Consider the following 26,086-nt stretch of genomic DNA (forward strand, 5'->3'; position numbering starts at 1 on the left):
ATATGGACCGTATTTCCGCACTCCGCAACATCGAAGAGGCGCTGGCCGACTTCGAGGCCGGGTCGAAATCGCTCGGTGACCTCGAACGGGACGTTCGCGGAACGCTCCGGACCTACGCAACTGAGTTCGAGGGCGACCTGCAGGCATACCGGGCGAGCGGCGGGGCCGCCGTTGACGGGCTCGTTGTCCTTGCGCCGTCCGAGACAGCAGCCCGCGAACGGGTTCGAGACCTCGTTTCGGACGCCGGTGAGTTCACCGTCACGGCCGTCGAGTAGGCCGCCTCGGGGTCGTGGGGCTGTCGATCTCGCCCGCAGACTGTACCGTTTTGTCCCGATTACCATCTATTTTCTCCTCCAGACCTTCATATATTCACTATAAAACTACTTCAATTCAGTAAAATTTTATAGCAATAATAGCAATGTCTATCCAGTGCTACTCGTCGTCACGTACTCTCGGCCGGCACGCAGAGACCTGCGGAACGTCTGTCGTGCCCACGAAGATTGTGTCGTTCGGCAGTTCGGGAGAGCAGCGTTGTTCTCCGGGACCGAGTTCGGGGCGTTTCAGGCGCTCCGACTCCACGAGAAACACGGGCTTGACGTTCAGATCGAGCGCGTTGAGCCGTTCGAACCGACGGATGTCCCGAAACACGTTCGTGAGGCGGCCAGGCGGTACGAGGCACGCGAGCAACCGGCGACGCCCTACGAGCGGTTCGCGTCGGGACGTGATCTCCCGGACCCGGACCAACTCCGAGGCGTTAACCTGTGAAGCTCCGCGTCGCTGGAACTACTTATACGGGTGCTGTCGTCGACCTCCGTGCCCGAACCGTCGACGGTCGGACCGTCGCCGCGAGCATCCGCGGACGGCGGTGCCTTCCGGCTGTGTCCTGTCCGGAACCGCCGGCCGTGTACGTTTACGCCGGACACGTCCACCCGTCGATGGGACTCCGAACGCGAACTGCACTTGCGGCTGCCGCCCGATCACGGGGATACGAGACGCCGCAGGACGACGCTATCGCGGACTGCCGCGCAAAACTGGCCAAGCTTGAGTGTTCGCCGCCGGAGCTGCCGGACCCTGTCGACCCGGTCTCGGAGTCGACCATCGACGGCCTGCAGGAAGCGGTCGCTACCCACCGCGGGCGTCTCACCGCTCGGCAGGCGGTCGGTGCAGACGACGAAGCGGCACAGGCCGCCCTCCGCGACGCGGCAACGGAACTGAGCGAACGGGAGACGCGGCGGGCTGCCGTCAGCGAAACTCGCGAACTCCGCCGGGAGCGGGCACGCGCCTACCGGGACACGCTGGAGGAACAGCGTCGGTTTGCCGACGAACTGGCCAACCTCCGGCGGAGCGCTCGGGCAACTCTCGTCGACCGATGTACCGAGACGTTTGCTCGGGCCATCGACACCGTTCCGGGGCCAGTTCCGGACAGCCCGTTCGATGCCGATCCAGTAACGGCCGCTCTGGGCGTGCTCCGGTTCGCGAAGACGCCCGCACCGGTCGTCCTCGAAACGAACCGGTTCAGATCGCCGACAGCTGCATCAGACTGTCTCGACGCCCCTGTCGTTCGTTGCTGACTTTTAAATCAGAGGGCCAGGCCACCGACCCTATGGTTACCTTCGACTGTCGCGCCGAGCGAGTCGACGACGTGACGCTCGTCACGGCCACTGTCGGCGACATCCCTGAACCGACTCGAATTACCGTTCAGAATCGTCTCGATGGTCCGCTCTGGCCACCGAGGACGCAGGGCGTCCCTGAGGCCGGCTGGTCGGAAGGTGGGTTCGAGGGAGCCGTTAGGCCGGGGACACACGCGCTCGGGTACGCGACGCCGGCCCCGCCGGCCGCCAAGCCGGCGGAGCTGGTGCGTGCCGAGCCAGCGCCTGAGACTAGTATCGCCGACGAGCGACTCGACTCTGCAGCTGCCGTACTCAGAGAGCTGGGTGACCCGTCACCGCCTTCTGATGCTGTGCCAACAGCTGAGTCGGCCCACGTATCCCAAACATCGAGCGCTGGACCGCTCGGCCCCACACCCGGGCGGGACATCGAACGACTGCCAGAGGGAAGTCATCAGTCAACCGGGCCGGGGGCGTCCGGCCGGCGTCCGGAGCAGCAACTCCCCGATGCGGTCTTGCAGTGGCTCGAAACCGTTGCTCGGCGGGTAGACTGTGCCGAGCGGCTGGCTGAGGCAGAGTCGCTGTCGGCGGCGACAGCTGCAGTTCGCGCGGCAGACGGCCTCTCCGGCGTCCGGACGGTTGCGGCACGCGGCGATACTGACGAGCAAATGCTCCGGGCGCTGGCCCGGCGGGCCGAGCGGCTCGCCGATCGACGAGCGGCCGCCACGGTGCCGACCGAAACGCTGGCCCGGCTGGCATGATTCTGGCAGTCACCGGCGGCAAGGGCGGCGTCGGCAAGTCGACTGTCGCGTACAATCTCGCGGCGGAACTCGACGAACTCGAACGGGCTGACAGCAGGGGTTCGTTCTCGAACCCGAACGCGGGGAGCGTCGTCGTCGACGGCGATCTCGGGATGGCGGACCTCCCGTCCAGCCACGGCCCCGACCTGCACGACGTTCTCGCTGACCGCGCCGACCCACACGAGGCTGTCCGCGAGGACGGTCCCGTGACTCTCGTCCCGTGCGGACGAACGCTAGCCGGCGCTCGAAGTACCGATTTGCAGGCCCTCACAGACGTATTCGCTGCGCTGGAGCGGACCTATCGCTGGGTCATCGTGGATTCGCCAGCCGGCCTGCACGCCGACGTAGGGCTGCCCCTTGCAGCCGCCGACGCCGCGGTACTCGTCACGACGCCGGAAGGTGCGGCCCTCGCCGACGCGCTCCGGGTTCGGGCGCTGGCCCGCGAACTCGACGCCGGACTCTGTCGGGTCGTTCTCAACCGAGCCGGTCCGAACTCTGCGACCGGCGCCGCCGCAGACCGGTTCGGTGCGCCAGTCGTTGCCATCCCGGAAAGTGAGCCACTAGCGACGGCACAGGCGCACGGACAGCCGCTTCGAGACATAGCCCCGGACACGCCGGCCAAACACTCGCTTGAAGCGCTCGCCGACGCCGCTTACTCCTGTAGCTCGGTGTAGGTCCCCCGTAACGTGACCGGCGTTACGTCTGCTGTCTCTGCTGCTTCGGCCTGCGTGAGCGCCACGTCCTGCTCCTGGGCTGCGGTGTAGAGACACGCCGCAGCGACACCGGCCGGATTGCGCCCGCTGACCAGTCCACGGTCCTGTGCCACGTCGACGAGCCGCTCTGCGCGCTGTCGCACTTCCGTAGGCAGGTCCAGCGTCGTTGCGAACCGGGGGACGTACTCGCGGGGGTCAATCGGCCCAGTCGGTAGCCCGAGTTCTCTGTTCAGGGCGTCGTACGCCGCGCGAAGCTCTGCCTGGGTCGCTTTGGCGACAGTACAGAGTTCGTCGACGGTCCGGGCAACGCCTTCGGTTCGGCAAGTGGCGTAGATGGCCGCGGCTGCGAACCCTTCAAGCGTCCGTCCCTGCAGCAGGCCCTCGTTCTGTGCGGATTCGAACAGCACGCACGCTCGGTCTCTGATTGCGTCTGAGAGCGCCATCGAACTGATGATACGCCGTATCTCGGTGAAGGCATACACCTTGTTTCGCTCACGCTTCGAACTGATCTGGGCGCGGTTGTGTTCGCGGCGGAGGCGAGCAAACTGACGGCGTTTGCGCCCTTTGAGCCGCGTCGACCGGCCGATTTTCGTCGAAAGGCCGCGGTCGTGACGGGACCGCGTCAACGGCGCGCCCGTGCGTGCCCGGTCCGTGTCGTCATCGTCGAACGACCGCCACTCTGGGCCGGGATCAATGGCGTCCTCACCGACGACTAACCCACAGCCGCTACAGACCGACTCGACGCCCTGCTGTTTGACTGACCCGTTACACTCCGGACATTGCGTTACCGTCGTACTCATGTTTCCACCTACGGCTGGATGGCGGGTTAAAAAACCGATGCAAAGACGGGTTTCCGGGCGGTTTTCGTCGAAACTGCCAACCGGTAACCGGTAGGTAGCTGTCGGGGTCGGTACCAGAGTCTATCGGGATACCGACAGCATTAAATTCCAATACGGAAAAGAAAATTTTTAATGGCACTGTCGGATATCGCTGCCGGTGTCGAGGTCACGACCCACCAGCGTGACCACGGCGTCGCTGCTGTCGACGAAACGGACGCGCCGCTCTCGGAGCGCTTGGCTCCCGTGGCCGACGACCTCCCGTGCTCGGCGGCGACAGCGGCGACCGTCGTCGAGGCCTACGCAGCCGGCAAGAGCGTCGGCGATGCGGGCCGCGCCGCCGGTGTTGCGCCTGTGATGGCCGCCAAGACGCTCCATCTCGTCGGTGAGCAAGTGTCACCGGTCGGCCCACAGGGCCGTGAGATAATCGCCGATTGGCTCGCCGGGGACCTCTCTCGCAGCGATGCCATCGCACTCGCTGACGTAACTGAACAGGAGTTTGCCCTGGCGGTGTACATCGAAACGCACGAGCCGTTGCCCGCGGCCCGCGATGCGGTCGAGGGCGCACTGACGACTGCGGAACGGGACCCGTTAAGAGAGACGATGAGCGACATCGGCGAGCTGTTGTGAGGGTGTGCGCATAACTCTCTCGGCGAGGTCGGGAGTGAGTAACATCGGCGAGCTGCTGTGGGGGTGTCGAAACCGCTGTCTCGCTCCTCGCGACCTGTCTGGGGCATGCTTAACACCTATGGCTGCAAACGCGGAGTTATGTCGGCTTCGGAACTGGCAGACCGGGTGGCCGAGGTGCTTGCGGCGGATAGCGAGTCGTTCAACGAACAGGCGCGCGAGGAAGCCGAAGCGCTCAAATCCGCTGTTCGCGACGGGACGTTCGACAACACGGAAGCGATCGTCGGTATGGAACTGGAGCTGTACGCCGTTGACGAGCAGACCGACGCGCTCCAGCGGGTCCCTCGACAGTTGCTCGAACTCATCGGATTCGAGAAGGAACTCGGCCTGCACAACGCGGAGATGCAGACGAGTCCGCAGCCGCTGAATACGCATGGGCTGGCGGCCCAGCGAAACGAACTGAAGGCGTCGCTGATGCCGGCCCAGCAACGGGTACGCAACGAGGGTATCCGGCTCGTCTCCGACGGTATGTGGACCGTTCCACCCGCCGGTGAGACGGCCCGGGAGTACCTCTGTGACTGCGTCGAACAGAACGGCGTCCGCATCGGGACGAACATGTCCGACTCCATCCGCTATCACACGATGGCCAACACGGACTACCCCTCGGCGTTCGAAATCGACGCGCCACACGTCTCGCTACAGGCCGAGACGGTGATGCCGGAGTCGCTCATCACCTCGATTCAACCCCACTACCAGATTCCACACGCCCCGGACCTACCGGAGTATTTCACGTACGCACTCCGAATTGCTGCGCCGCTGCTGGCGCTTGGCGTCAACTCTCCGTTTTTCCCGCCGGACCTCTACGACGACGCGCCCGATCTGGAGATCGTCGCCGGGGCGAACATGGAGAACCGTATCGGCGTCTTCGAGTCAGTGCTCAACCCGCCCGACGGCGATTCGACGCCACCGAAAGTGTGTTTTCCGCCGGATTTCGACTCAGTCGAGGCGGCCATCGACGATATCGTCGAGGACGACACCATCGTTCCGGTCGAACTACAGTCGGGGACCCGCTTCGACGACGATTTCGTCCACTTCCGACACAAGCACGGCACGTACTGGCGGTGGGTCAGGCCGGTGTTCGAGGGGCCGACCCGGTCGGCGGCCAACGCTCGCATCGAGTTCCGCCCGCTGGCTGCACAGCCGACCGTCGACGATGCAATCGGATTCGCCGCTGTCTTTGCTGGCCTGATGGAGAGCCTACCACAGCTCGAACACCCTATCCGGTCGCTGGACTGGGAGACGGCGAAGAAGAACTTCTACACCGCCGCCCGGAACGGTCTCCGGGCGAAAATCGAGTGGATAACCGCCGACGGGGCGACGACGACCAGCACCGAAGAAATATACGGCGAACTGTTCGAGCACGCACGCGAGGGTCTCGAACAGCGCGGTCTCTCGGCTGAGGAGGCCCACAGCTACATCCGGCCGCTGCGCGAGCGCGTCGATCGCCGGCTCACGCCCGCACGGTGGAAACACGACTACGTTCGCCGCCGCGTCGAGGAGAACGTCCCGCTTGCTGAAGCGATCTGGGGGATGCAGGCCACCTACATCCGTCATCAGGAAGAGAATCTGCTTGAGGGGAGTTTCGTCGACTGGTTCGAGTAACCTCAGTCACCGGTCGCCAGTTCCGACTGCTCTGTCTCCCCGTGTCGGTCCGCAATCCCTGCGTACGCGACGACGTCTTCGCCCAGTTCCTCGATGCGGTCAGCGATGTCTCTGTTGGCGATGCTGCCGTCCTCGAAGGCAGCCCACGTGTCGGGGTCGAACAGCGAGAGGTCCCACTCCCGCAGGTCGATGTGCGCAATCGTTGCGCCAGCCCCCGCCGCCGCGTCGAGGGTGCGCTGAACGGCGACTCTGGTTCCGATGTCGTCTCGAAGGCTGCCGTTGATCCCGATAACGTGTGGCGTGTCGTGCATGGTGTGCCTGTCCATAGCCGGTGCCTATTGGTGAGTACTCTGAGAAATAAATTTCAGTACGCACTCTGAGAGGTAGCTACGCGGCTAGACGGTCCAGAGTGACATTATGAAACCGTCGCCACGGCCGACGATACTGAACACTGATCGCCCCCTCTCAATCACACCGCTGAAGAGCCACGGGCTCCGACCGGTACGCACCTGCGATCGGAACTTGATTTCCTCTCGCTTACTGAAGATCGTCCTGCCGATCGCCGCTGTCGCTGTCTGTGACTACTTTTGATCTTCGTCGCTCTCCGCTGTCCCGTCTATCTCCTCGTCGACTTCCGACTCCGCCGTCTCGTCCACTGCCTCGTGTTCGTCGCTCTCGGCGAACTCGACTTCAGCTTCTAGTTCGATTTCGACGCCCTTGCCTTCCAGTTCGGCTTCGAACTCCGCCATATCTTCGACTTCTGCTTCCAGTTCCGCTGTGTCTATCTCTACCTCGACTTCGACTTCGACGGACACGTCGTCTCGGTCCATACCCACGTTCCGAGGGGCTGACATAATTCCGTTTTGCAACCGGCATGCTGCGGACAACTTCGACATCGCTATGTGCGTCAACCGCCGACAACTCGCTATGAGTGATCCCGTGGACGTGACCGTCGACACCGACGGCGAGTCGGAGTCGGTCCGCATCCACGACGACGGTGGCGAGGTCGAAGCCGGCGACGCGACCGTCCGGTTCAGTTTTTCGGGCACTGGCGACAACGACCAGTCTGGCGATGACGACGAGCGGTCACCCAACGGCAACGACGACGGTGCGGACCCGCGCCGCATCGTCGCGCTCGATTCGGTGCCCACCGACAGCACGCTCGTGTTCGAAGCGCGCGACGGTCGACGAGGTGTCAACTGCATCCTGCATCGTGCAGGCGACGCCGTCGTCGCCTGGCGTAACTCCTGTCCGCACCAGCCCGAGGTCCCGCTGGACCCCGGTCGGGGCGCGATTGTCCGCGGTGACCAACTCGTGTGTCACAAGCACGGCGCGCAGTTCGAACCCACGGACGGCGTCTGTACGCACGGTCCATGTGCCGGTGACGCTCTCGACGGTGTTGAGGTCGCAGTACAGGACGGCGACGTGTACCTCACGGACGAGCGCTTCGAGCGGGCCGAACGGCGCTGACTCACGTCTGCGTTTTTCTGCGGTTGTCTCCCAGCAAGCGACGCCGTCAGTCGTCAGCGACGGCTGGTTCGCTGCCGGCCCGCGCGTCGGCGTCGCGCCACGTTCCTCGGAGGAACCAGGCGGCGGCGATGAAAGCAGCGAGTACGTTCGAGACGGCGAAGGCGAGCCAGATACCCTGTTCAGCCAGCGAGTACGCGAAGAGGTCGACGACCTGCGGGCCAAGCCACGCTGGGACCGTGACCGGTCGGGATGCGACCCAGGCGACCGGGAGTCGGATAATACCCAGCATGGTAATCGCCAGCGCCGCCGCGGTGAGGGTCTTGCCGGCCCCGCGGAACCCGCCAGAGTAGGCCCGAACGATGCCGATGAAGCCGAAGGTCGGGGCGACCCACTGGAGGAACTCGGCCCCGATGCGGACGACCTCGGGGTCGTCGCTGAACACGCTGACGACGGTCGGTGCGGCGAAGATAGTGACCGCGCCCAGCACGGTGAGGATGACGAACGACACCTTCGCGGCGAAGTGGTTGGCCGTCGCCGCGCGGTCAGGCCGCTCGGCACCGAGGTTCTGGCCGGTCATCGTCTCGACGCCGCGGTCCATCGCGATGGCCGGCATGAACACCAGCGAGAACACGCGGATGCCGACGCCGAAGGCTGCCACGACGGTGACCGAGAACGTCCCGACGATGAACAGCATGGCGTTGACCGACAGCGCACGCCCGGTCCCCTCGACGGAGGCCGGGACGCCCAGCCGCAGCAGTTTCCGGAGGTACTCCAGGTCGGGCGACATGTCGCCGAGGTGAATCCGCACGCCGCGCCTGCCCGACAGCAGGATGGCGATGCCGACGACCAGCGCGACACCACGCGAGAAGATGGTCGCGACGGCCGCGCCGACGACGCCCATCTCGGGGAACACCCACCAGCCGAAGATGAGGAACGGGTCGATGACGATGTTCAGGACGACGGTCCCGAACATCACCAGCATCGGCGTGATGGTATCGCCGGCTCCGCGCATCAGCGAGATGAATACGAAGAAGCCAAACATCGCCGTCAGCCCGAGCGAGACGACCTGCAGGTAGCCGGTCGCGCCCGGGAGCACCTCGCTGGATGCACCTAGCAGTGACAGGAAGTCCTTGACGAAGAAGTAACCCGTCGCGCCGAGCAACACAGAGGCCAACAGCGCGAACGTCACCGTCTGGGAGGCGGCGTACTCGGCCTCGCGGTGCTCCTCGGCCCCGGTGTGTTGGGCGACCAGTACGCTGCCCGCCACTGACAGTCCCATGCCGAGCGAGATGAGCAGGAAAATCATCGGGAAGGCAAAGGAAATCGCCGCAAGCGCCGTCGTGGAGTACTGCCCCAGCCAGAACGTGTCCGCGAGGTTATACGCCACCTGTAGCAGGTTCGTGATGACGATGGGAAAGGAGAGAAACAGTAGCGGCTTGCCGATGTCGCCACTGGTCAGGTCCAACTCATCCTGTCCCTTGAACAGGTTCCCGAGTCGCGCACCCAGCCGAGCCAGTTTCTGCCGGACGCTCACGCTGTGACCTCCTGCTGGCCGTCCAGAAGATGTGTCTCGACATACTCGGTGAGCATCCGTCTAGTACACTCGACCGGGCGACCGGTCGTAACGCGCTCGGTCGCTGCGCCGGTCAGCACGGTGACAATGAACCGGGCCGTTTCCTCGGCGTCGAGGTCTGATTTGAACGTCCCGTCAGCGATGCCGTCTTCGAGAATCGCTTCGAGTTCGTCGATGAGGTACTCGTCGAATTTCGTCAGCCGCTCACGAAAGCCGGGTTCGTATGGTGCGTGGGCACGGATTTCGAGAATCGCCGTCCCGAACTCCTCGCTCCCGTCGTCCGGCTTGTCAAGCACAGAGTCAACGAGCGAAAGCAGGCGCGCGTGTGGAGTTTCGCCCTCCGGGTCTTCGATCCGGTCGACAAACCCGTCGTACAGGTATTCGAGAAACGCACAGAGGAGGTCGTGCTTGCTGTCGTAGTGGTAGTGGAGGGCGGCCTTGCTCTTGTCCGACTCGTCGGCGATGTCCTGCATCGTCAGGTCCGCATAGCCGTACGTACACAGCGCACGGTAGGTCGCATCCATAATATCGTCGGCCGTGTCGCCGTCGTTCATTACGCGAAACTAACTGACTGGTCAGTCAAGTATTCGTCGGTACTCTCTGCGGATGGGTGTGCATGCCATGCCATCGATGGGTCAGACTCACGAGAGCTGTCGCTCTGAGAGCGTTCGGCACGATGGTAGAAGGGCGGTCGCTACTCCTTCAGATCGAGGTCGAACTGCTCGTGTTCGCTGGCGGCGTTGAGCACAACGGAGGTGTTCGACTCCCTGATGTCCGGGTCGGTGAGCAGTTCCTTTATCTGGGCGTTCATGCCGTCGGTGTCGGTGAACTTCCCGACCGCGATGATGTCGTAGTCGCCGGTGACCTCGTACACCGAAATCATCTGCTTGTGCTCTTTGAGGTCCTCGGTGACCGCCGGGAGCGACGACCCCTCAACCTTGAGCTGGATGATTGCCGTCACGTCGTAGCCGAGCTTGTCGTAATCGACCTTGGGAGTATACCCGTTGATGATCCCCTCGTCTTCGAGGTCGGAGAGGTGGTTCGAGACGGTCGTTACCGACACGTCGAGGTCTTCTCCGAGGCTCCGGAGGCTGGCACGGCCGTCACCCAGAAGTGCATTCACCAACTCACGGTCGAGATTTTCGTACGTCATTACGCTTGGAGACGCCCCCCAGGGATTAGAATTTTACGAATGTCCAAATGTAGGCGAAAGCGTCGAAACCTTTGCGCAAATCAGCAGGGTTTTAGTAGTAGCACCGCTCCTATCGGGTGTCCAAAGATGACAAGCGAACTTTCAGAGGCGGCGGAGGAGGTACTCGACGAGATCGAAGAGAAGAACGTCGACTTCCTTCGGCTCCAGTTTACCGACATCCTCGGCACGATCAAGAACGTCTCGATCACAGCCGACCAGGCAGAGAAAGCGTTCACAGAGGGCATCTACTTCGACGGGTCCTCCATCAACGGCTTCGTCCGGATTCAGGAGTCCGACATGCGCCTGGACCCGGACCCGTCGACGTTCTCCGTGCTCCCGTGGAGAGAAAACGTCGAAGGTGGTTCGAGTGCCCGCCTCATCTGTGATGTCATCGACACCTCGACCGGCAAGCCGTTCTCCGGCGACCCGCGTGGCGTCCTGAAGCGTGCCATCGAGCGCGCAAACGACATGGGCTATACGGTCAACGCCGCACCCGAGCCCGAGTTCTTCCTCTTCGAGGAAGACGAAGAGGGTCGCGCGACCACCAAGACCAACGACGCCGGTGGCTACTTCGACCTCGCGCCGAAGGACCTCGCCTCCGACGTGCGCCGTGACATCATCTACGGCCTCGAAGACATGGGCTTCGACATCGAAGCCTCCCACCACGAGGTCGCACAGGGCCAACACGAGATCAACTTCACCTACGACGACGCCCTGACCACGGCCGACAACGTCGCCACCTTCCGGTCCGTCGTTCGCGCCATCGCGGCCGAACACGACCTGCACGCGACGTTCATGCCAAAGCCCATCCCGAAGATCAACGGCTCCGGCATGCACACGCACATCTCGCTGTTCACCGAGGACGGCGAGAACGCGTTCCACGACGAGGACGACGAGTTCAACCTCTCCGAGACGGCAAAGAGCTTCACCGCCGGTATCCTCGAACACGCACCGGCCATCACCGCGGTCACCAACCCGACGGTGAACTCCTACAAGCGGCTGGTCCCGGGCTACGAAGCCCCGGTCTACGTCGCCTGGTCGGACCGCAACCGCTCGGCGCTCATCCGCAAGCCGGCCGCCCGAACCCCGGCCGCAAGCCGTATCGAGGCTCGCTTCCCCGACCCGTCGTGTAACCCGTACCTCGCCTTCGCGGCGCTCATTCACGCCGGGCTCGACGGTATCGAGCGCGACCTCGAATGCGAGGACCCGGTCCGGGAGAACATCTACGACTTCGACGAAGAGAAACGCGAGGAGTACGGCATCACCACGCTGCCAGAGAACCTCGGCGAAGCCGTCGATGAACTCGAACAGGACGAAGTCATCAGCGACGCGCTCGGCGAGCACGTCTTCGAGAACTTCGTCGAGGCAAAGCGTCAGGAACACAAAGAGTACCTGGTCGACGTCTCCGACTGGGAACTCGACCGCTACCTCGAGAAGTTCTAAACGGCCACCGCTTCAGTATTTTTTCGCGAGTCGCTCACCAGCCAGCGGTAGCGTCAGCAGGGCTCCGGTCCCGAGCGCCGCAAGCAGCGTGACGGCAACCGGTGACGGGTCTAATCCGAACGTCACGCCGAGGAACGTTCCGACTGAGACAACGCCCAGCAACGCCGTGATACCGACACCGTGCCGGGTCGGCTCCGGAATCGTATCACCCAGTCGCGACCAGACCACAGCGCCCGCGACAGCAACGCCTAACGCTCCGGCCGAATTACGAGAGACGCCGCTGACGAGCAGCCCTATGACGGCGATGACAGCCGCGAGTCCGAACACCCGCTCGGGCGTTTTGAGCGTCCCGAGGGCGAGTGCGAGGGCCGTCCCGGCGATGACAAAGCCCGCGAGGATGTCGGCGAGGTAGTGGACGCCCAGTACTAGCCGAGAGAGTCCGATGAGGGCAACGATTGTCGCGGCGACAGCGGTGCGCTGTCGGCGCGTGCCGACCCGGAGCGCCCACGCGATACCGCCCCAGACGAGCAGCGAAAGGGTGGCGTGGCCGCTCGGGAAGCCGAACCCTTCTCCGGTCGCCATCGACTTGTAGACGCCCCGCAGCGCCGCTGGAAGTAGCTCGGCGTGGGTGGCCGTGCCTGCCCCAGGCGGCCGCGGCAGTGCAAACATACCCTTCAGTGACACGACGAGCGCGACACCGACTGCGAGCAGCGCCACCAGCATCGCCGTCCGGTCGCGAGTGAGGTCCCGACCGAGTTTCGGTGTCCACGGGCCGAGCCAGTACAGCAGGCCACAGGCCAGAAAGGTGAACCAGAAATCCCCAAGCTGGGTGAGCAGCGCGAACAGCACGACGACTGCACCGGGCAGCGCCGACAGCACCTCGGTGACGCCGACAGCCCGTATCACTGTCGCCAGTCGCGCACGCGGTCGATGAGCCGTCCGGGGAGGCCGGTGGCAGTCAGTGTCACCCCGACCGCAATCATGATGGTATAAAGGCCCAGCACTGACAGCCAGATGACCAGCATCGCCAGCACGGCCCACATGCCCTGCAGGTAGTAGAACGCGCCAAGGGTCATGATCGTGCCGTACAGCAAGACGATGTAGGGCCCCCACTGTCGGGCGTGGCCGCGGCGCATCCGGCGGCGGACGTACTGCTTGAGGTCCGATTTCACCTCGTCACGGTGGAGCGTTCGGTCCTCGACGTCCTCGCGGAACGATTCGAACTCCTCGCGGAGGTCCTGCAGTTCCTCGTCTGTCAGCGCATCGGCGTCTCGTCCGGTTCCGGCCGGCGGGGGCGTGTCGGTTTCGTCAGCGTCCTCACTCATCGCTTTGCCGGACCGTCGGTGCGATACCTGTTGTAGTTGCCGGTCCGTGAGCGCCGCGTTGACCGCTGCCCCCACGAGCAGCACCTGTCCGGCGAAGTAAAACCACGTCACGAGCAGCAGGACCCCGCCGATGATCCCGTACACCTGATAGGAGTCGGCCTGTGCCGCGTAGACGTTGAACCCCGTCCCGAGCACCGTCCACCCGACACCGGCAAACACCGCGCCGGGGACGGCCTCCCGCAGCGTCATTTTCTGATCGGGGAACAGGTAGTACAGCGGAAGGAACGCGACCGCCAGCACGGGCACGAGCGCGAGCCCGCCGAGCGCGACTTGCACACCGAGTACCGTCCCGAACGCGCCGATGATACCGAGCCCGACCAGTGCGATGCCGATGCCGCCCAGCGCGGCCAGCCCGTCGACGAGTTCACCGACGATGGAGTCGGGGCCGTCCGTCCCGTAGACGCGACTGAAAGCTGTATCCAGCCCGCGGAACACCTTGAGCGCGCTCCAGAGTGTGACGCCGACACCGAGCACAGTCGCACCCCCGCGGCCGGCCCCGCTGGTCAGCGCGTCTTCGAGCAGTGTCGACGCCGCCGGCGTAAGCACGTCACCGGCGGCGCTGACGACTCGCTCGGCGAAGGCCTCCCCGCCCGCCAGCGTACCGACAACCAGCGTCAGCAACAACAGCGGCAGCAGGGAGACGAACATGTAGTAGGCGATGCCGGCTGCGAGAAAGGAGACCTCCTCCTCCCGTACCGTGCGGATGACCTCCTGACCGACGGAGACAGCGCGTGTGCGGTCCACGCGAGCATGTCGGAGTGGGGCTACAAATATACTGTCGACTGATTGATGTCAGTCGTCGAGCGCCGCGTCGGGCCGGTAGGATCGGCTCACGGTCCGCCACGTCCCCGAGTGGAACCGATAGTAGGTCACAGCCGCGGGAACCGCCGTCTCGAACACCAGCGAGGCGTACAGCGCAAGCGTGCCCAGCGGCGTGACGTAGCCGAGATACGCAAGCGGGAGGGCGAACAGGTACATCCCGGCCAGCTGTGAGTAAAACGGCCAGCGCGTGTCGCCGCTGGCACGGAGCGGTCCGATTGCGCCGCCGTCGACGCCCCGGAACACGACACTGCCACACGCGACGGCGACGAACACCGTCACCAGCGGGAGCACCGCGGGGTCCGAGACGAACAGGCGGGCGATGCCCCGTGAGAACGGGAGCAGTGTCGCTGCGACGACGATGTACACCCCGATACTCAGCCGGAGCACCGTCTGTGCCCAGACGCTCGCCTCGGCCTCGTTCCCGTCGCCCAGCGCCTGCCCGACCAGGCTACTGGACGCGAGACTCAGGCCCCAGTTCGGCGTATCGAGCAGCGCCCGGACGCGAAGCGCCACGACGTAGGCCGACACCACGCCCGGCCCGAACAGGCCGACGATGAACAGCCGCGGGAACTGCGCCCCGGTCCGGGCGAGGTTGGCCCCGACCAGCGGCGCGCCGGTCTCCGCGAGGTCCCGCCCCAGGTCCCGGTCGAGGAACGGCCGCGACACCGACACCTGCACCGGAAACGCGCCGATGATCGGCAGGCCACCGCGAGCTAGCCCCACCGCGAACCCGACCGTGACCAGCACGTTCGCGATGACCGTGCCAAGCGCCGCGCCGACGACGCCGAGGCTGAACCCGAAGATGAAGACGGCGTTCAGCGCGATGTTGACGACTGCGCCGCCGGCCCGCAACAGCATCGGCGTCCAGGCGTCGTCGGCCCCGACCAGCGTCCGGCTGCCGATAAGATTCAGTGCGGCGAAGGGGACACCGAGGGCGATAATACGCAGGTACTGGACCCCGTACCCGACGGCTTCGAACCCCGTTCCAACGCGGTCGACGAGTAGTCCGGGGACGACCCAGTACGCCGCCGCCAGCGGGAGCGTCAGCCCAAGCACGACAGCGGCGCTGGTCGTGACGGTGACCGCCAGTTCCCCGTCGGCGTCGGCCCCGTACCGCTGTGACACCATGCCGATTGTCCCGCCGGCAACACCTGCGCCCAGCGCGAACACCAGTTCCCAGAACGGCGCGGCGAAGCCGACGCCGGCGATGGCGGTCGGTCCGAGCGCCAGCCCCACCATCGCCACGTCGACCGTTGACTTCGACATCCGTGCGAGCCCGGTGACGATTCGGGGCCAGGACAGGTCCGTCGCCCGGCGGACCCGCTCGTGCTCGACGAGGTCGTATCGTGCGAGCAGACTGCCGACGAGCAGTAGGACGCCACGGACCGGATTGAACGTGAAGGGCACGTCTCGCCACTGCTTTGCGGTCGACTCCGAAAGGTGTTAAGAAAGCGACGCCGCCCTCACAGGGTTTATACAGCGCCGCTGCAACGACCGGATATGGATACGGAAGCGGCCATCCGGCACGGGACGATGCAGGTAACCGTCCTGTTGCTCGTCGCGGCCGCGCTGGCTATCGGCTTCGGCGTTGCCGGCATCGGTGCGTCCCTGCCGATTGTCGTGGGGCTGCTGGTACTGACGGCTGTTCTGTTTGTTGCCCGTCCGGACGCGGACCGGTTCGGCCCCGTGGCTGGTGTCGATGTAGGCGGTATCGCCCGGTCGCTGTGGCTCGCGCCGCTCGTTACGGCGCTGGCGCTGCTCGTCCGCCTGTCGGCCACACCCGGAGAGGTACAGGCCATTGGCGGGCTGCTCGGTCTCGCGGGCATGGCGAACTACTTCCTGCGCCCGGTGTACCTGCTCGGCTACGATTTCGTCGCTGCGGTCCGGGAGAGCGTCGGGCGGGCGAACGGTCGGTAGGCATCGCTTCAACCACATTTCTGTCGCAATCTGTGGCACTGTCCCCGATTCCCGATTCTACGACTCCGCCGTCGCCTCGCGGATTTCCACTACGTCGGCGTCCGTTTTGAACGTCGTCCCGCCGTAGTGCGTGCGTGAGGCCTCGTAGCCGGCGTCGCGCAGTTTCTCGATGAAGGTGTCCATCGCCTCCGCGCCGCGGCCCCAGCGCTTGCAGAGGCGGTGCTGGTCGTAGTGGGTCGGCGTGTCGAGTTCGGCCGACAGCGTCGCCAGCAGGTCCGTCGCCTCGTCGGCGGTGCCCATCTCCTCGGTCGCGTGGTCGGCGACGGCGTCGGCGAACTCGGGCTCGCAGGTCCGGCCGAGCCAGATGGGGCCGGCAGTCTGGAGGTGTTCGCCACAGACCGGGCAGGCGTCGGGCGCGTCGGCGATGAGGCCGCGGTCGTGGTCGCGCCAGAGGCAGTGCTGGCAGTGGTGGACGTAGCCGAGTTCGTCGATGCAGTCGTTGGCCACTTTCGCCCCGTGGTCGAACTCAAGATAGGTCCGGGCGTAGTGTTTCGTCGCGTGGCTGAGAATCGGCCGGGCGGCGATGTCGTACCGGGCGGCGGTGCGGACCATCGCCGACAGGAGGACGCGCATCCCCATCTCGGCGTGGAACTCGGTGTTTCGCGGCACCGCGCCGTACGACCGGACGCCGCTCTCGAAGTGGGCCCCACACAGCGGCGCGGTGTCGGTGGCCGTCACACAGAGGAGGTGCTTGGTCCCCTGGACGGCCGCGTCGGCGAAGGGAATGGGCGTCCCGAACGGGTCCACGTCGACCACGTCGAAGGCCTCCGAGTGCATGAGGACGTTCGCGTCCGACCGCCGGACCGAGGCCGCGAGGTCGTTGCGAGCGAGGTTCTCCTCGCACAGCGCCGTCGCGTCGTCGTCGATGTCACACAGCGTCGTCTCCCAGTCGTTGGCCGCGGCGCGGACGCCCCGGATGCCGCTGGCGGCGGTGGCGTCCAGATACGTCGACACGCGGGGGGTTCGCTCGCGGTAGGCCCGCAGCGCCGCCACGGTGATGTCGCGGTTCAGCTCCTGAACGGGGTTGAAGAACACGTCCGCGCCCTTCCCGGCGTCGGGCTGTTCCGGCACCGTGACGCTCACTCGGCCCTCACTGACGCGCATACTCCCCGGTCCGTGCGTGCGCCGTTAAGTCGTTCGGACCTCGGTGTTGGGTCTGGCGGTGCTTGATTTATTACGAACGGCCAGAAAGCCCCCGGCCGCTCGACTACTGCGACTCGTTGCGCCCTTCACTCGCCACGCTCGTTCCAGTGCTTACGTCGTCTCGCACGTCGAGCGGCCGGCCCTTTTCGGTCCCACCCGATGTCGGCTGTGCAATGGCACTGAGTCTGGTCGGTTGTGTAATTGCAGGCGGAACTGTCGGTTGTGGCGGCTGCCTACGTCGATTACCACATTCACGCCGCTTCGGCGGCCGTCCGCTCCTGTGGCAGTCGGACGGTCGCCGTCGTCCCGTCGCTCGTGTCGAAGTCGAGGTCCCCCTCAAGCGTCGTGGTCGTCCAGCGGACGAGCCAGAGGCCGATGCCGCTGCCGTGGTTCAGGTCCGTCTCGCGGCCCCGCTCCAGCACGCCGAGTTCGTGGTCCGGCACCCCGGGACCGTCGTCGCTGACTGTCACCACCACGTCGTCGCCCTCGATTGTTGCGCCGACGGTGACGGCGGCGTCCGGGACGTGCTGGAGGGCGTTCTCGACGAGGTTGGCGAGCAGAATCTCTAACAGGGCCGGCTGGGTCGTCAGCCGGAGGTCGTCCGGTATCTCCACGGCGACCGAGCCGCCGTACTCCTCGCGGGCGGCCGCCACGACCTCGGCGGCGAGGTCGGCCAGCACGACGGGTTCGGGGGCCGCGTCGCCGGCCCCCGCTTCCGCGAGGGTCCGGGCCTTCTGGCCGGACTCGACCAGGCGCGTGACCGACCGCTCGATGGTCGCCGCGTGGTCGGCCCGCTCGCCGTCGAGTTCCGACGCCAGCAGCTCCGCCCGGGCCTGGATGACGACGCTTTCGTTGCGGACGTTGTGTCTGAGAAAACGGTTGAGCACTTCGAGGCGGCGCTCGCGGCGGATTTCGTCGGTGATGTCCTGAAAGACGACCGTGTAGCCCAACTGGGTGCCCGCCTCGTCCCGGAGCGCTGTCTGTTGGACTTTGAACTCGCGGTGTCGACCACCGGCCTCAACGGACACCCGTGAACTCCCGCCGTCGGTCGCGATGTCGTCGTCGCCGAGAAAGTCGTTCAGCGGCTCCGTCAGTGTCTCGTGCTTGTCGACGGCGAGCATCCGCTCGGCGGCGGGGTTGAGATTCACCACGCGGCCCTGCCCGTCGACGATGGCGACCGGCGTGGCGATGTCGTGGATGGCCGCCCGTTCGCCGGCCCGGCGGGTCGCCGGGTGGAACTCGAACATGTCGCTGCGGACGAACGCGTACAGGTCCAGGGCGACGTGGGGCAGGAACATGAGCGTCGTCAGGTTCACCGCCGGCACCGGCCCGACGCCGCCGGCCCACAGCAACACCGCAGCGCCGGGCGGTATCGGACTCAGTCCGACCGCCAGCGCCTCGCGCCGGTACAGCGGGCCGTAGCTGACGACCGTATCGAACACCAGCAGGGTCCCGAAACTGACGAACAGCATCGCGACGATAATCGTGAGCAGCCCGACCGGCAGGACGGCGTACTCGGCCCCCGCGCCGCCGGCAGCCGGTACGACACGGAACCCCTGCCAGACCACGGTATGGAGCGGGTTCGTGACGACGAGCGCCGTGCCGGCCAGCGGGAGCGCTGCCACAGCCCGATACCACCAGCTCTCCAGGACGGTCGTCCGGCCGGTGTATCCCAGCGCAAAGGAGAGGAAACAGAAGCCTATCCAGATGATGCCCAGCCAGGCGACCATCTCCAGCGCGAGGCGAAGGGTCGGGTCGAACACGAGCAGCGCCGCGCCGTAGGCGAAACACCAGACCGTCTGCGTGACGATGGTGGCGACGAACCACTGCGCGCCGGGCTTGCCCCAGTGGGCCCGGAGGCGTGTCAGCAGATACACAGACCCGAGTCCCGAGGCGAACGAGCCAAGCGCCAGCCACGGGAGGTCCATGCCGGACGAAGCCGCCGCTCCGTGTTTACCCTTCTGGGCACAGTACAAGCATTGATAACTCCCCGCCGGGCTCCTGAAGCCGACGCCGTTTTGTCACCCCTTTCCGTAGCATGGCTGTGACCGGAGTCGAGGAGTGGGTGGCCGACCTCGAAGCCGCCGGGGAGCTGACCCCCGACGCAGTGTCGGCTATCGTCGACGTCCACGGCGACCGCGGCCACCAGGCCATCGAGGCCGTCGGCGAGAGCCGGGTCAAGCAGTACCGGGATTTCACCGTCGTCGTCGGCCACGACGACGAGTACATCGTCGAGGACGGCGGCTGTACCTGCGCCGACAGCGAGTACAACCTCGACGCCGAGGACCCCGACCAGCTCTGCTGGCACGCCATCGCCGTCCGCGTCGCCGAGGCCATCGACGCCGTCGACGAGCACGATATGTGGTACTCCGAGGTGCGGGAGTTTCTGTAGACCCACCTTTTTCCACGGGGGCCTCGCGCTCGCCGCTGGCGAGCGCTCAACCCTCGTACAAAAACGTGGGCGAAAAAGGCCGGACTCGCCGCACCGCGGCGAGTCCGGGGAAACCGCGCCGGAGGCGCGGTACGCCTGTGGTACGGCTTCCGCACCACCCTGCTACCGCACTGCTCCGCTCCTGCTACCCCCCGCTACCGCTCTACCGCCCGCCCAGCGCCGTACGTAATCCGCCCGTCCAGCGAGAACCGGAGCACTGACCGGGTGCCGAGGTCCAGCGCGCGGAGCGTGTCGGCCCGCTCGTGGTCGCCCGGAGCCACGGCGACGCGCCCGCTCAGCGGCGCGGCCCCCAGTTTCCCCTGGAACGCGACGGGCGTCCGTTCGAGTCGCCCCTCCCGGACCGCGTAGCTCGCTATCCGCTCCCGGCGCTCCCAGGCCCGGGGCCAGTCGATTCTCACCGTCGCCACGCGGTCGCCGTCCTCGACGACCGTCGTCTCGCGGCCGGTCGTGTCGTCGCGGTGGGTGATGTCGGCGACCGTCTTCGGGTAGCCCCAGATTTCGTCGCCGAGGGCGCGTGCGGGTTCGGTCGTCACCGGGAGCGACCAGACGTAGGCCCCGGCCGCGCGGGTCAGCAGGGGGAGCAACGGCGGCCGCCGCCCGTCCGGCATCGCCGCGATGGCCACCGCGAACTCGTCGTATGGGGACATCGCGTCGTCGCCGATGCGGTGGTACTCGACACAGAGGAGCACGACCGCGGCTCTCCGGGCCGTCGCCCGAACCGGCGTCAGTCCCTCGGGCAACAGCGACGCCGCAACGTCGTATCGCGCCGGCAGCACCGCGCCGGCGACCGTCGCCTCGGTGACCAGCGGGAGCGTCACCTCGTGGCCCGTCGAGAGCCGGACCCGGTCGCCGTCGGCGAGTCGCGTCACAGCCACCGCCCCAGCGCCGCGCTCACGCGGCCGAACCCGCGGTGAATCGGGTCCTGCAGTCGCGCCGGGAGCCAGTGAGTCCACCGGACGAACGTAGCGAAGGCCCCGACGGGGTAGCGGGCCTTCGGTGGGTCGTCGGTCGCCGCGGCCAGCACCGTCGCGGCGACGGCCTCCGGCGTCGTCGCCAGCGGCCCGCCGGTGAGCACCCATCCGTCCTCCAGCGCGTCGTAGGTCCGGTCGTAGGTCGGTGTCCGGTCCGCCTCGGTCAGGCTCCCCAGCGCGCCCTCGGCGAAGCCGGTCTCGACCCACGCCGGCTCGACGAGCGAGACGTGGACATCGTCTTCCCCGGCGACCTCTATCCGGAGCGCGTCAGAGAGCGACTCGATGGCGGCCTTCCCGGCCGAGTATGCGCCCAGCCCGGGTGAGGCGGTGTGGCCCAGCACGCTGGAGACGGTGACGATGCGCCCGCCGTGTTCGCGCAGTTCCGGGAGCACTGCCTGTGCGAGTCGATGTGGGCCGTGGACCAGCACGTCGAACTGCTCGCGAACGTCGTCGCTGGCCACGTCCTCGACCGGGCCGGCGACCCCGTAGCCGGCGTTGTTCACCAGACAGTCGAGCCGGCCGGTCTCCGTGCTGATTTGGTCAACAACAGTCGCTATCTGTTCGTCGTCGGTCACGTCGAGTTCGAGACAGCGACAGCGTTCGCGGATAGCTGCCGGAAACGCGCTTTCGATGTCTGTCGCGTAGACCGTCCAGCCGTCGTCGGCGAACGCCTGCGCCGTCGCGGCACCGATGCCCGACGCCGCACCGGTGAGAAGCACGACAGCGTCATCCGTAGACATACGAAGAAATCGACTTCCCGGACTCAGTGTTCGAGACAGTAGTCGACGTAGTTCTGGAGGATACGAAGCCCGGTCTCGCCCGACTTCTCCGGGTGGAACTGCGTGCCGAAGACGTTGCCGGCGTCGTTGGCGACGATGGAGGCGAAATCCGTCCCGTAGTCCGTCGTCGCCACCGTCGCGTTCTCGTCGTCCGGGACGGCGTAGTAGGAGTGGACGAAGTAGGCGTGCTCCCCATCCACGCTCTCGACGAGCGGGTGGTCCCGCGTCACGTCGAGTTCGTTCCAGCCCATGTGCGGGACGGTCTGGTCGCGGCTGAACCGGACGTTCTGTCCGGGGATGAGGTCGAGCCCCTCGGCGTCGCCCTGCCCTTCGTGGTCGGCCTCCTCGCTTGTCGTCAGGAGCATCTGCATCCCGAGACAGATCCCGAACAGGGGCTTTCCGGCCTCGGCCTGTTCGACCAGCGCCTCGCGGAACGGGCCGGCGTTGTCCATCCCTTCGGAGAAGGCCCCGACGCCGGGCAGAACGATGCCGTCGGCCGCGTCGAACTCCGCGGGGTCCTCTGAGAGGGTCACGTCCGCGCCGGCGCGTTCGAGGCCGCGCGTGACGCTCCGGAGGTTCCCCAGTCCGTAATCGACGACGACCACGTCCGCGGTCGTCTGTCTGACACTCATACGTCGTCGTAGGCGAACGGAGGGTAAGTGATTTCCTGTTCGCGCAAGGCTGGACTCAGAACTCGCCGAGCCGCGACTGTCCGCTCCGAGCGTCGGTGAACTCCGCGGCGGTTTCCAGCGCCGCCTCGAACGTCTCCTTCTGGCTCGGGTCGTACAGCGTCGCCGCCGGATGGACCGAGACGAGGATGCGTCGTGGCTGACCGGCGATGGCCACGTCGAACACGTCGCCCGCTTCGCCCGTGACGGCCACGTCCCGCTCCAGCAGGTGCTCGGCCGGGACTTTCCCGAGCGTGACCACGACCGCCGGGTCAACACGGTCGATCTCGGTTTCCAGGTACTCCCGGCAGTTCGCCAGTTCGCCCGCCCGCGGGTCGCGGTTGTCCGGCGGGCGACACCGCACGCAGTTCGTGATGCGAACGTCGTCGCGGTCAAGGCCGGCATCGCGTAGCCCATCGTCCAGCACGTCGCCGCTGCGACCGACGAACGGCTCGCCCTGTTCGTCCTCGTTCGCGCCGGGAGCCTCCCCGACGAACAACAGATCCGCATCCGCGGGGCCGACACCGTTGACGATGCGCGAGCGCGAGTGACAGAGGTCATCACAGCGCTCACAGCCGACGACGTTGAGGCCGTCCATCTGCTCCATGCGCTGCCGTTTGCACTGGGGACTCTCAAACGCAGCGGTCCGCCGCGCGGTCGCCGACGAGGCCGCCGGTACCGATTACCGTTTCACACCCGTTGCTTCGATCTGCACCGCCGCGTCGTTCGGCAGGCTTGAAACGCCGACGACGGTCCGTGACGGTCGCTGTCCGTCGAAGAACTCCGCGTACGCCCGCTTGACTGCCGGTAGCTCGTCCATCTCGGCGAGGTACACGGTCGTGCGCAGCAGGTCGTCCGGTTCGAGGCCGGACTCGGCCGCCATGGTCCGAACCCGGTCGAGCGCGTCACGTGTCTGCTCCCGAACGCCGCCGCTCCGGGCCGTCTCCCTGTCGGGGGTCTGCCCGTCGAAGAACACGAGCTGGCTGTCCTGCCGGCGCGTCCCGTAGACGCTGCGGTCCGTCGGCTGGTCGCTTTCGTACCGGGTGACGGTACTGTCGACGTTGCGCTGTTCGTTCCGCTCTACCGATTCGACGGTCTTCCTCGTGCGCGTTCTGCTTTCGGCCATCGTGGTCCTACGTACACCGTGCCGTACAATCAGTGTGGGTTTAGTAATAGCTAAAGAATTGCCTGAGTCTGAACAGGGCAGATAGCCTTTTCCTCCACTTTCTGAGAACGCGTTAGCGATAGGTAAGCCAGTCACCGGCAGCGTCACGCCATCTCGACCAGGCCCCGCGCCGCCAGTCGGGCGACACGGAGCGGTTCCGGACGGCCGCCCTCAGGCGTGAACGCGCGGACGACGTCGGCGGCGGCACTGTCGTCAAGGCCGACGCTCCGGACGTACACTGTCTCGTCGTTCACCGTCACCGGTCGGCGCTCCGGCTGGGCGCGGTAGGTCGCCAGCCGGTCCTGTACGACATCGGAGTCGTCGAACGCCTCGCGGATGGCCCCTTCCAGCCCCGGCGAGGACTCGAAAGTGACAGAGACGACTGGCAGGTCGGTGTGGCCGTGAATCTGTTGGAGGTCAAGTATGTTGAACCACGCCGGCGCGATACCCGCCACCAGCAGGTAGCGGATGTCCTCCCGGTCCAGTCGGTCAACCATCGCACACACCGTCTCGGTCGCGTCGCTCCCACCGACCGTGGCAGTGCTGAAAACAAAGCCGTCAGTCACTCTACTGGCGCGGACGACAGCGCCAGCGAACTGACTGGTTTCCGCTCGGTACGACTCCGCAACGCCGAGGGCCCGTGCCCCTGATTTCACGTGTTCTGGTTGTCTTTGATGTCTTCCAGTCTGTCGAGTAGTTCGTCGTTCGACGCGGTGAACTCGTATTCGATGTCGCCCTCGTGGGCGTTTTCTTCAGCATCGAGGCCGTCCTCGTCCTCGAAGTCTGTGTCGTACTCCTGATTGTCTTGTTCCGATTCGTCGTAGCTCCCGAACCCCATGGTACGTGTACAACTATGACGTTCACAGTAAAAAATCACTCGCCGATCCAATCGTATAAGTGAATTAATACGACGGGGCGTCGCTCTTGGAGACGCTGTGGCGACCGGCAGCCGGGACAGTACACTCAAGCGGGCCGCGCCACAGGGTTCGTGTATGGACGTTCACAACGTCACTGCCGAGGCCGAGACGTTCACCTGCAACGCCTATCTCGCGACCGGCGAGCAGACGACGCTGGTCGACGCCGGCGCGATGCGCGGCGTCGTCGACGTCATCCGCGAGCACGTCGATACGCTCGACGCCGTCGTCTTGACCCACCAGCACGGCGACCACGTCCAGCAGCTCGACGCCGTCCTCGACGCCTTCGACGTGCCGCTGTACGCCTACGGCTCCCATCCACGCCGGGACCACGCACTCGCCGACGGCGACACGCTCACCGTCGGCGACGAGGAGTGTGAGGTCATCTACACGCCAGGCCACGCCGACGACCACGTCTCGCTCGTCTCCGAGTCGTCCCTGTTTTCCGGTGACGTGGTTGTTCACGACGACGGCGCGTTCGGCGACGGCTCCTTCGGCCGCACGGACCGCCCCGGTCAGTCCCGCGAGCGCCTCATCGAAAGCATCGAGACCCTCCTCGACCGCATGCCTGCCGGCGTCGAACACATGTACTCGGGTCACGGCGGCGTCTTCCACGGCGATGTCCGCGAGGTCGTCGAGCGCGCCCTCGAACGGGCCGAGCGCCGCGAGCCGAAGTATCCCGACGAGTGACCACCCGAAACCGGCACAACGCTCTCGTGGGCGGGCCGATATTCGACACCATGAACCAGCGACTTCTGACGGGGGCGGCCCTGGCGCTTTCCGGCGTTGTACTGGCCGCCATCCAGGTGCTTCACGCGGTCCAGCAGACCCGGATTCCAGTGGCGGTCGCGGTAGATGCGCTCCCCCTTGCGGCGATGGGGCTGGCGATAGCGTACGCGGGCGTCTGGCTCGCTCGCGACACAACGTTCGAGGGGGCAGCGTCCCGGGTGGCCGCGTGGGCCGCCGGCGGAACTGTGACGTTCGCCGCTGTGGCGGCGCTGCTGTTGTTCAGCCAGCGCGTGACCTCCGGCTCACTCGCCCGGGCGTCGTACGTAACGGTCGATCTCGTTACCGTTGGCGCGCTGGCCGGTGTTCTTGTCGGTCTGTACGACGCCCGGAGCCGCAGTCGGCTCCGCGAACTGGCGGCCGAGCGCGACCGCATTGAGGCGTTCGCCGGGAAGGCGGCCGACGTGAACAACTACGGACGCGCCATCGCCAGCGCCCCCAGCGTCGACGGCGTCGCTGCCTTCGTCGTCGAGGCCTTCGGCACGATGACCGGCATGGAGGAGACGGCCGTCATCCGGCTCAGGGACGGCGATGCGGTGGCGCTCGCGAACACGATTCGAACCGTGCCGGTCGACGCCGTCGGCTCGCTCGCACGGGAAGTCCGGACACAGCAACAGGGCGAGGTCACCGTTCACGACCGGCCGTTCGCCGTCGACTTCCCCGAGTCAGTCACCGATTGCGTGTCGGCGGTGGTTCTGGACGACGCGGACACGACGACAGTCGTTCTCTCAGTGACGACAGACGAGACGACTGTCGGCGAAGAAGACACAAAACTGCTGGAACTCATTGTCTCACACGCATCGGTTCGCCTGGCGACGCTCGACCGGCAGGCAGTGGACAAAGACCCAACTGACCGGTAGCGAGCTGCCGACGAAGTGCCACCGGATACCGGCGGCAACTGATCCGAAAATTAGGCGCTGCGGGTTTCTTTCGCCTTCGGACGCAGGTTGCCGTAGCCACACTTCCGGCACTGTTGGGCGCGCTCTGGGTTCCGAGCGTTACACCGCATGCAGATCTGCTTGTTGAGGAGTCGATCGGACGCTGTCTCGAAGCTAGCCATGCGCGCTTATTTCCGGTGCGCGCGTTTAAGCTTTGAGTTTC

The 26,086-nt window shown here is 65.9% G+C and carries 32 protein-coding genes; 13 read left to right on the forward strand and 19 right to left on the reverse strand.

Annotated features, from left to right (window positions below; genetic code table 11):
• Positions 1-2: 2 nt before the first annotated feature.
• The 5 genes from DVK01_RS06330 to DVK01_RS06350 all read left to right on the forward strand — a co-directional run bounded on the left by DVK01_RS06330 (position 3) and on the right by DVK01_RS06350 (position 3,081).
• A complete protein-coding gene (locus DVK01_RS06330; RefSeq protein WP_101348867.1) occupies positions 3-275 on the forward strand; it encodes a hypothetical protein in 273 nt (90 codons plus the stop codon).
• A gap of 154 nt (positions 276-429) precedes the next feature.
• Positions 430-765 carry a hypothetical protein gene (locus DVK01_RS06335; RefSeq protein WP_101348868.1) on the forward strand — a complete coding sequence of 112 codons (336 nt, stop codon included), beginning with the start codon at positions 430-432 and terminating at the stop codon, positions 763-765.
• Positions 762-1,571, forward strand: a complete 810-nt coding sequence (locus DVK01_RS06340; RefSeq protein ID WP_101348869.1) for a hypothetical protein — start codon at positions 762-764, stop codon at positions 1,569-1,571. The genes DVK01_RS06335 and DVK01_RS06340 overlap by 4 nt, the downstream gene beginning before the upstream one ends.
• A gap of 32 nt (positions 1,572-1,603) precedes the next feature.
• Positions 1,604-2,368 carry a hypothetical protein gene (locus DVK01_RS06345; RefSeq protein ID WP_121535968.1) on the forward strand — a complete coding sequence of 255 codons (765 nt, stop codon included), beginning with the start codon at positions 1,604-1,606 and terminating at the stop codon, positions 2,366-2,368.
• Positions 2,365-3,081, forward strand: coding sequence for a P-loop NTPase (locus DVK01_RS06350; RefSeq protein WP_121511992.1), 717 nt, complete (start codon positions 2,365-2,367; stop codon positions 3,079-3,081). The genes DVK01_RS06345 and DVK01_RS06350 overlap by 4 nt, the downstream gene beginning before the upstream one ends.
• Here DVK01_RS06350 and DVK01_RS06355 read toward each other — a convergent pair.
• Positions 3,060-3,920: a transcription initiation factor IIB family protein gene (locus tag DVK01_RS06355; protein WP_101348872.1), complete on the reverse strand. Its 861-nt coding sequence runs from the start codon at positions 3,918-3,920 to the stop codon at positions 3,060-3,062. The genes DVK01_RS06350 and DVK01_RS06355 overlap by 22 nt on opposite strands.
• Positions 3,921-4,091: 171 nt before the next feature.
• On the opposite strand from DVK01_RS06355, the gene DVK01_RS06360 reads away from it, so the two are divergent.
• Both DVK01_RS06360 and DVK01_RS06365 read left to right on the forward strand, forming a co-directional pair.
• On the forward strand, positions 4,092-4,586 hold the full coding sequence (locus DVK01_RS06360) for a hypothetical protein (protein WP_101348873.1): 495 nt from the start codon (positions 4,092-4,094) through the stop codon (positions 4,584-4,586).
• A 138-nt stretch (positions 4,587-4,724) separates the two neighbouring features.
• Positions 4,725-6,245: a hypothetical protein gene (locus tag DVK01_RS06365; protein ID WP_121535971.1), complete on the forward strand. Its 1,521-nt coding sequence runs from the start codon at positions 4,725-4,727 to the stop codon at positions 6,243-6,245.
• 2 nt (positions 6,246-6,247) lie between these two features.
• Here DVK01_RS06365 and DVK01_RS06370 read toward each other — a convergent pair whose 3' ends face one another.
• Positions 6,248-6,556, reverse strand: coding sequence for an NAD(P)H-dependent oxidoreductase (locus DVK01_RS06370; RefSeq protein WP_121535974.1), 309 nt, complete (start codon positions 6,554-6,556; stop codon positions 6,248-6,250).
• Between the two features lie 270 nt (positions 6,557-6,826).
• Positions 6,827-7,075 carry a hypothetical protein gene (locus tag DVK01_RS06375; RefSeq protein WP_121535977.1) on the reverse strand — a complete coding sequence of 83 codons (249 nt, stop codon included), beginning with the start codon at positions 7,073-7,075 and terminating at the stop codon, positions 6,827-6,829.
• 97 nt (positions 7,076-7,172) lie between these two features.
• Here DVK01_RS06375 and DVK01_RS06380 point away from each other — a divergent pair, with 97 nt between their 5' ends.
• On the forward strand, positions 7,173-7,715 hold the full coding sequence (locus DVK01_RS06380) for a Rieske 2Fe-2S domain-containing protein (RefSeq protein ID WP_198560205.1): 543 nt from the start codon (positions 7,173-7,175) through the stop codon (positions 7,713-7,715).
• A gap of 46 nt (positions 7,716-7,761) precedes the next feature.
• On the opposite strand, the gene DVK01_RS06385 is transcribed toward DVK01_RS06380, so the two are convergent.
• The 3 genes from DVK01_RS06385 to lrp form a co-directional block, all read right to left on the reverse strand.
• On the reverse strand, positions 7,762-9,249 hold the full coding sequence (locus DVK01_RS06385) for an MATE family efflux transporter (protein ID WP_121535980.1): 1,488 nt from the start codon (positions 9,247-9,249) through the stop codon (positions 7,762-7,764).
• Positions 9,246-9,842, reverse strand: a complete 597-nt coding sequence (locus tag DVK01_RS06390; RefSeq protein WP_121535983.1) for a TetR/AcrR family transcriptional regulator — start codon at positions 9,840-9,842, stop codon at positions 9,246-9,248. The genes DVK01_RS06385 and DVK01_RS06390 overlap by 4 nt, the downstream gene beginning before the upstream one ends.
• Before the next feature lie 140 nt (positions 9,843-9,982).
• Positions 9,983-10,441 carry an HTH-type transcriptional regulator Lrp gene (gene lrp / locus DVK01_RS06395; protein WP_004960124.1) on the reverse strand — a complete coding sequence of 153 codons (459 nt, stop codon included), beginning with the start codon at positions 10,439-10,441 and terminating at the stop codon, positions 9,983-9,985.
• A 126-nt stretch (positions 10,442-10,567) separates the two neighbouring features.
• Here lrp and glnA point away from each other — a divergent pair, with 126 nt between their 5' ends.
• Positions 10,568-11,923 carry a type I glutamate--ammonia ligase gene (glnA, locus tag DVK01_RS06400; RefSeq protein WP_101348879.1) on the forward strand — a complete coding sequence of 452 codons (1,356 nt, stop codon included), beginning with the start codon at positions 10,568-10,570 and terminating at the stop codon, positions 11,921-11,923.
• A gap of 12 nt (positions 11,924-11,935) precedes the next feature.
• Here the strand turns inward: glnA and DVK01_RS06405 are convergent, their stop codons facing one another.
• From DVK01_RS06405 to DVK01_RS06415, 3 genes are read right to left on the reverse strand one after another with little or no spacing between them, the layout of a single operon-like run.
• Positions 11,936-12,829 (reverse strand): phosphatase PAP2 family protein, encoded by an 894-nt coding sequence (locus DVK01_RS06405; RefSeq protein WP_121535986.1) that lies wholly within the window; start codon positions 12,827-12,829, stop codon positions 11,936-11,938.
• Positions 12,826-14,052 carry a YihY/virulence factor BrkB family protein gene (locus DVK01_RS06410; RefSeq protein WP_101348881.1) on the reverse strand — a complete coding sequence of 409 codons (1,227 nt, stop codon included), beginning with the start codon at positions 14,050-14,052 and terminating at the stop codon, positions 12,826-12,828. Before DVK01_RS06410 ends, DVK01_RS06405 begins: the two co-directional genes overlap by 4 nt.
• A gap of 48 nt (positions 14,053-14,100) precedes the next feature.
• Positions 14,101-15,537: an MATE family efflux transporter gene (locus tag DVK01_RS06415; RefSeq protein WP_121535989.1), complete on the reverse strand. Its 1,437-nt coding sequence runs from the start codon at positions 15,535-15,537 to the stop codon at positions 14,101-14,103.
• Positions 15,538-15,630: 93 nt separating this feature from the next.
• Between DVK01_RS06415 and DVK01_RS06420 the strand changes: the two genes are divergently transcribed.
• Positions 15,631-16,047, forward strand: coding sequence for a hypothetical protein (locus DVK01_RS06420; protein WP_101348883.1), 417 nt, complete (start codon positions 15,631-15,633; stop codon positions 16,045-16,047).
• Between the two features lie 57 nt (positions 16,048-16,104).
• Here the strand turns inward: DVK01_RS06420 and DVK01_RS06425 are convergent, their stop codons facing one another.
• The gene (locus DVK01_RS06425; RefSeq protein ID WP_121535992.1) at positions 16,105-17,211 is read right to left on the reverse strand and encodes a tRNA (guanine(26)-N(2))-dimethyltransferase; all 1,107 of its coding nucleotides are present in this window, start codon (positions 17,209-17,211) and stop codon (positions 16,105-16,107) included.
• 290 nt (positions 17,212-17,501) lie between these two features.
• On the reverse strand, positions 17,502-19,178 hold the full coding sequence (locus tag DVK01_RS06430; RefSeq protein WP_121535995.1) for a histidine kinase N-terminal 7TM domain-containing protein: 1,677 nt from the start codon (positions 19,176-19,178) through the stop codon (positions 17,502-17,504).
• A 110-nt stretch (positions 19,179-19,288) separates the two neighbouring features.
• Here DVK01_RS06430 and DVK01_RS06435 point away from each other — a divergent pair, with 110 nt between their 5' ends.
• The gene (locus tag DVK01_RS06435) at positions 19,289-19,642 is read left to right on the forward strand and encodes a hypothetical protein (RefSeq protein ID WP_101348886.1); all 354 of its coding nucleotides are present in this window, start codon (positions 19,289-19,291) and stop codon (positions 19,640-19,642) included.
• Positions 19,643-19,836: 194 nt separating this feature from the next.
• Here DVK01_RS06435 and DVK01_RS06440 read toward each other — a convergent pair whose 3' ends face one another.
• From DVK01_RS06440 to DVK01_RS06470, 7 genes are all read right to left on the reverse strand, one after another.
• Entirely contained in the window at positions 19,837-20,571 is a 735-nt protein-coding gene (locus DVK01_RS06440) for an acetoacetate decarboxylase family protein (protein ID WP_121536168.1), read from the reverse strand.
• Positions 20,568-21,413 (reverse strand): SDR family oxidoreductase, encoded by an 846-nt coding sequence (locus tag DVK01_RS06445; protein ID WP_101348887.1) that lies wholly within the window; start codon positions 21,411-21,413, stop codon positions 20,568-20,570. The genes DVK01_RS06440 and DVK01_RS06445 overlap by 4 nt, the downstream gene beginning before the upstream one ends.
• A gap of 23 nt (positions 21,414-21,436) precedes the next feature.
• Positions 21,437-22,084, reverse strand: a complete 648-nt coding sequence (gene hisH / locus DVK01_RS06450) for an imidazole glycerol phosphate synthase subunit HisH (protein WP_121535998.1) — start codon at positions 22,082-22,084, stop codon at positions 21,437-21,439.
• A gap of 55 nt (positions 22,085-22,139) precedes the next feature.
• A complete protein-coding gene (locus tag DVK01_RS06455) occupies positions 22,140-22,727 on the reverse strand; it encodes a uracil-DNA glycosylase family protein (RefSeq protein ID WP_101348889.1) in 588 nt (195 codons plus the stop codon).
• A gap of 75 nt (positions 22,728-22,802) precedes the next feature.
• On the reverse strand, positions 22,803-23,246 hold the full coding sequence (locus DVK01_RS06460) for a RidA family protein (protein ID WP_101348890.1): 444 nt from the start codon (positions 23,244-23,246) through the stop codon (positions 22,803-22,805).
• Positions 23,247-23,389: 143 nt separating this feature from the next.
• A complete protein-coding gene (locus DVK01_RS06465; RefSeq protein WP_121536001.1) occupies positions 23,390-23,941 on the reverse strand; it encodes a DUF99 family protein in 552 nt (183 codons plus the stop codon).
• Positions 23,938-24,123, reverse strand: a complete 186-nt coding sequence (locus tag DVK01_RS06470) for a DUF5786 family protein (RefSeq protein ID WP_004515979.1) — start codon at positions 24,121-24,123, stop codon at positions 23,938-23,940. The genes DVK01_RS06465 and DVK01_RS06470 overlap by 4 nt, the downstream gene beginning before the upstream one ends.
• A 154-nt stretch (positions 24,124-24,277) precedes the next feature.
• Between DVK01_RS06470 and DVK01_RS06475 the strand changes: the two genes are divergently transcribed.
• Together DVK01_RS06475 and DVK01_RS06480 are read left to right on the forward strand one after the other, a co-directional pair.
• Positions 24,278-24,889, forward strand: coding sequence for an MBL fold metallo-hydrolase (locus DVK01_RS06475; RefSeq protein ID WP_121536170.1), 612 nt, complete (start codon positions 24,278-24,280; stop codon positions 24,887-24,889).
• 50 nt (positions 24,890-24,939) lie between these two features.
• Positions 24,940-25,845, forward strand: a complete 906-nt coding sequence (locus DVK01_RS06480; RefSeq protein ID WP_121536004.1) for a hypothetical protein — start codon at positions 24,940-24,942, stop codon at positions 25,843-25,845.
• A 50-nt stretch (positions 25,846-25,895) separates the two neighbouring features.
• Here DVK01_RS06480 and DVK01_RS06485 read toward each other — a convergent pair whose 3' ends face one another.
• On the reverse strand, positions 25,896-26,045 hold the full coding sequence (locus tag DVK01_RS06485; RefSeq protein WP_004515982.1) for a 50S ribosomal protein L40e: 150 nt from the start codon (positions 26,043-26,045) through the stop codon (positions 25,896-25,898).
• Between the last annotated feature and the right edge of the window lie 41 nt (positions 26,046-26,086).

Source organism: Haloarcula sp. Atlit-120R (assembly GCF_003665885.1).
GTDB classification, from domain to species: Archaea; Halobacteriota; Halobacteria; order Halobacteriales; family Haloarculaceae; genus Haloarcula; species Haloarcula taiwanensis.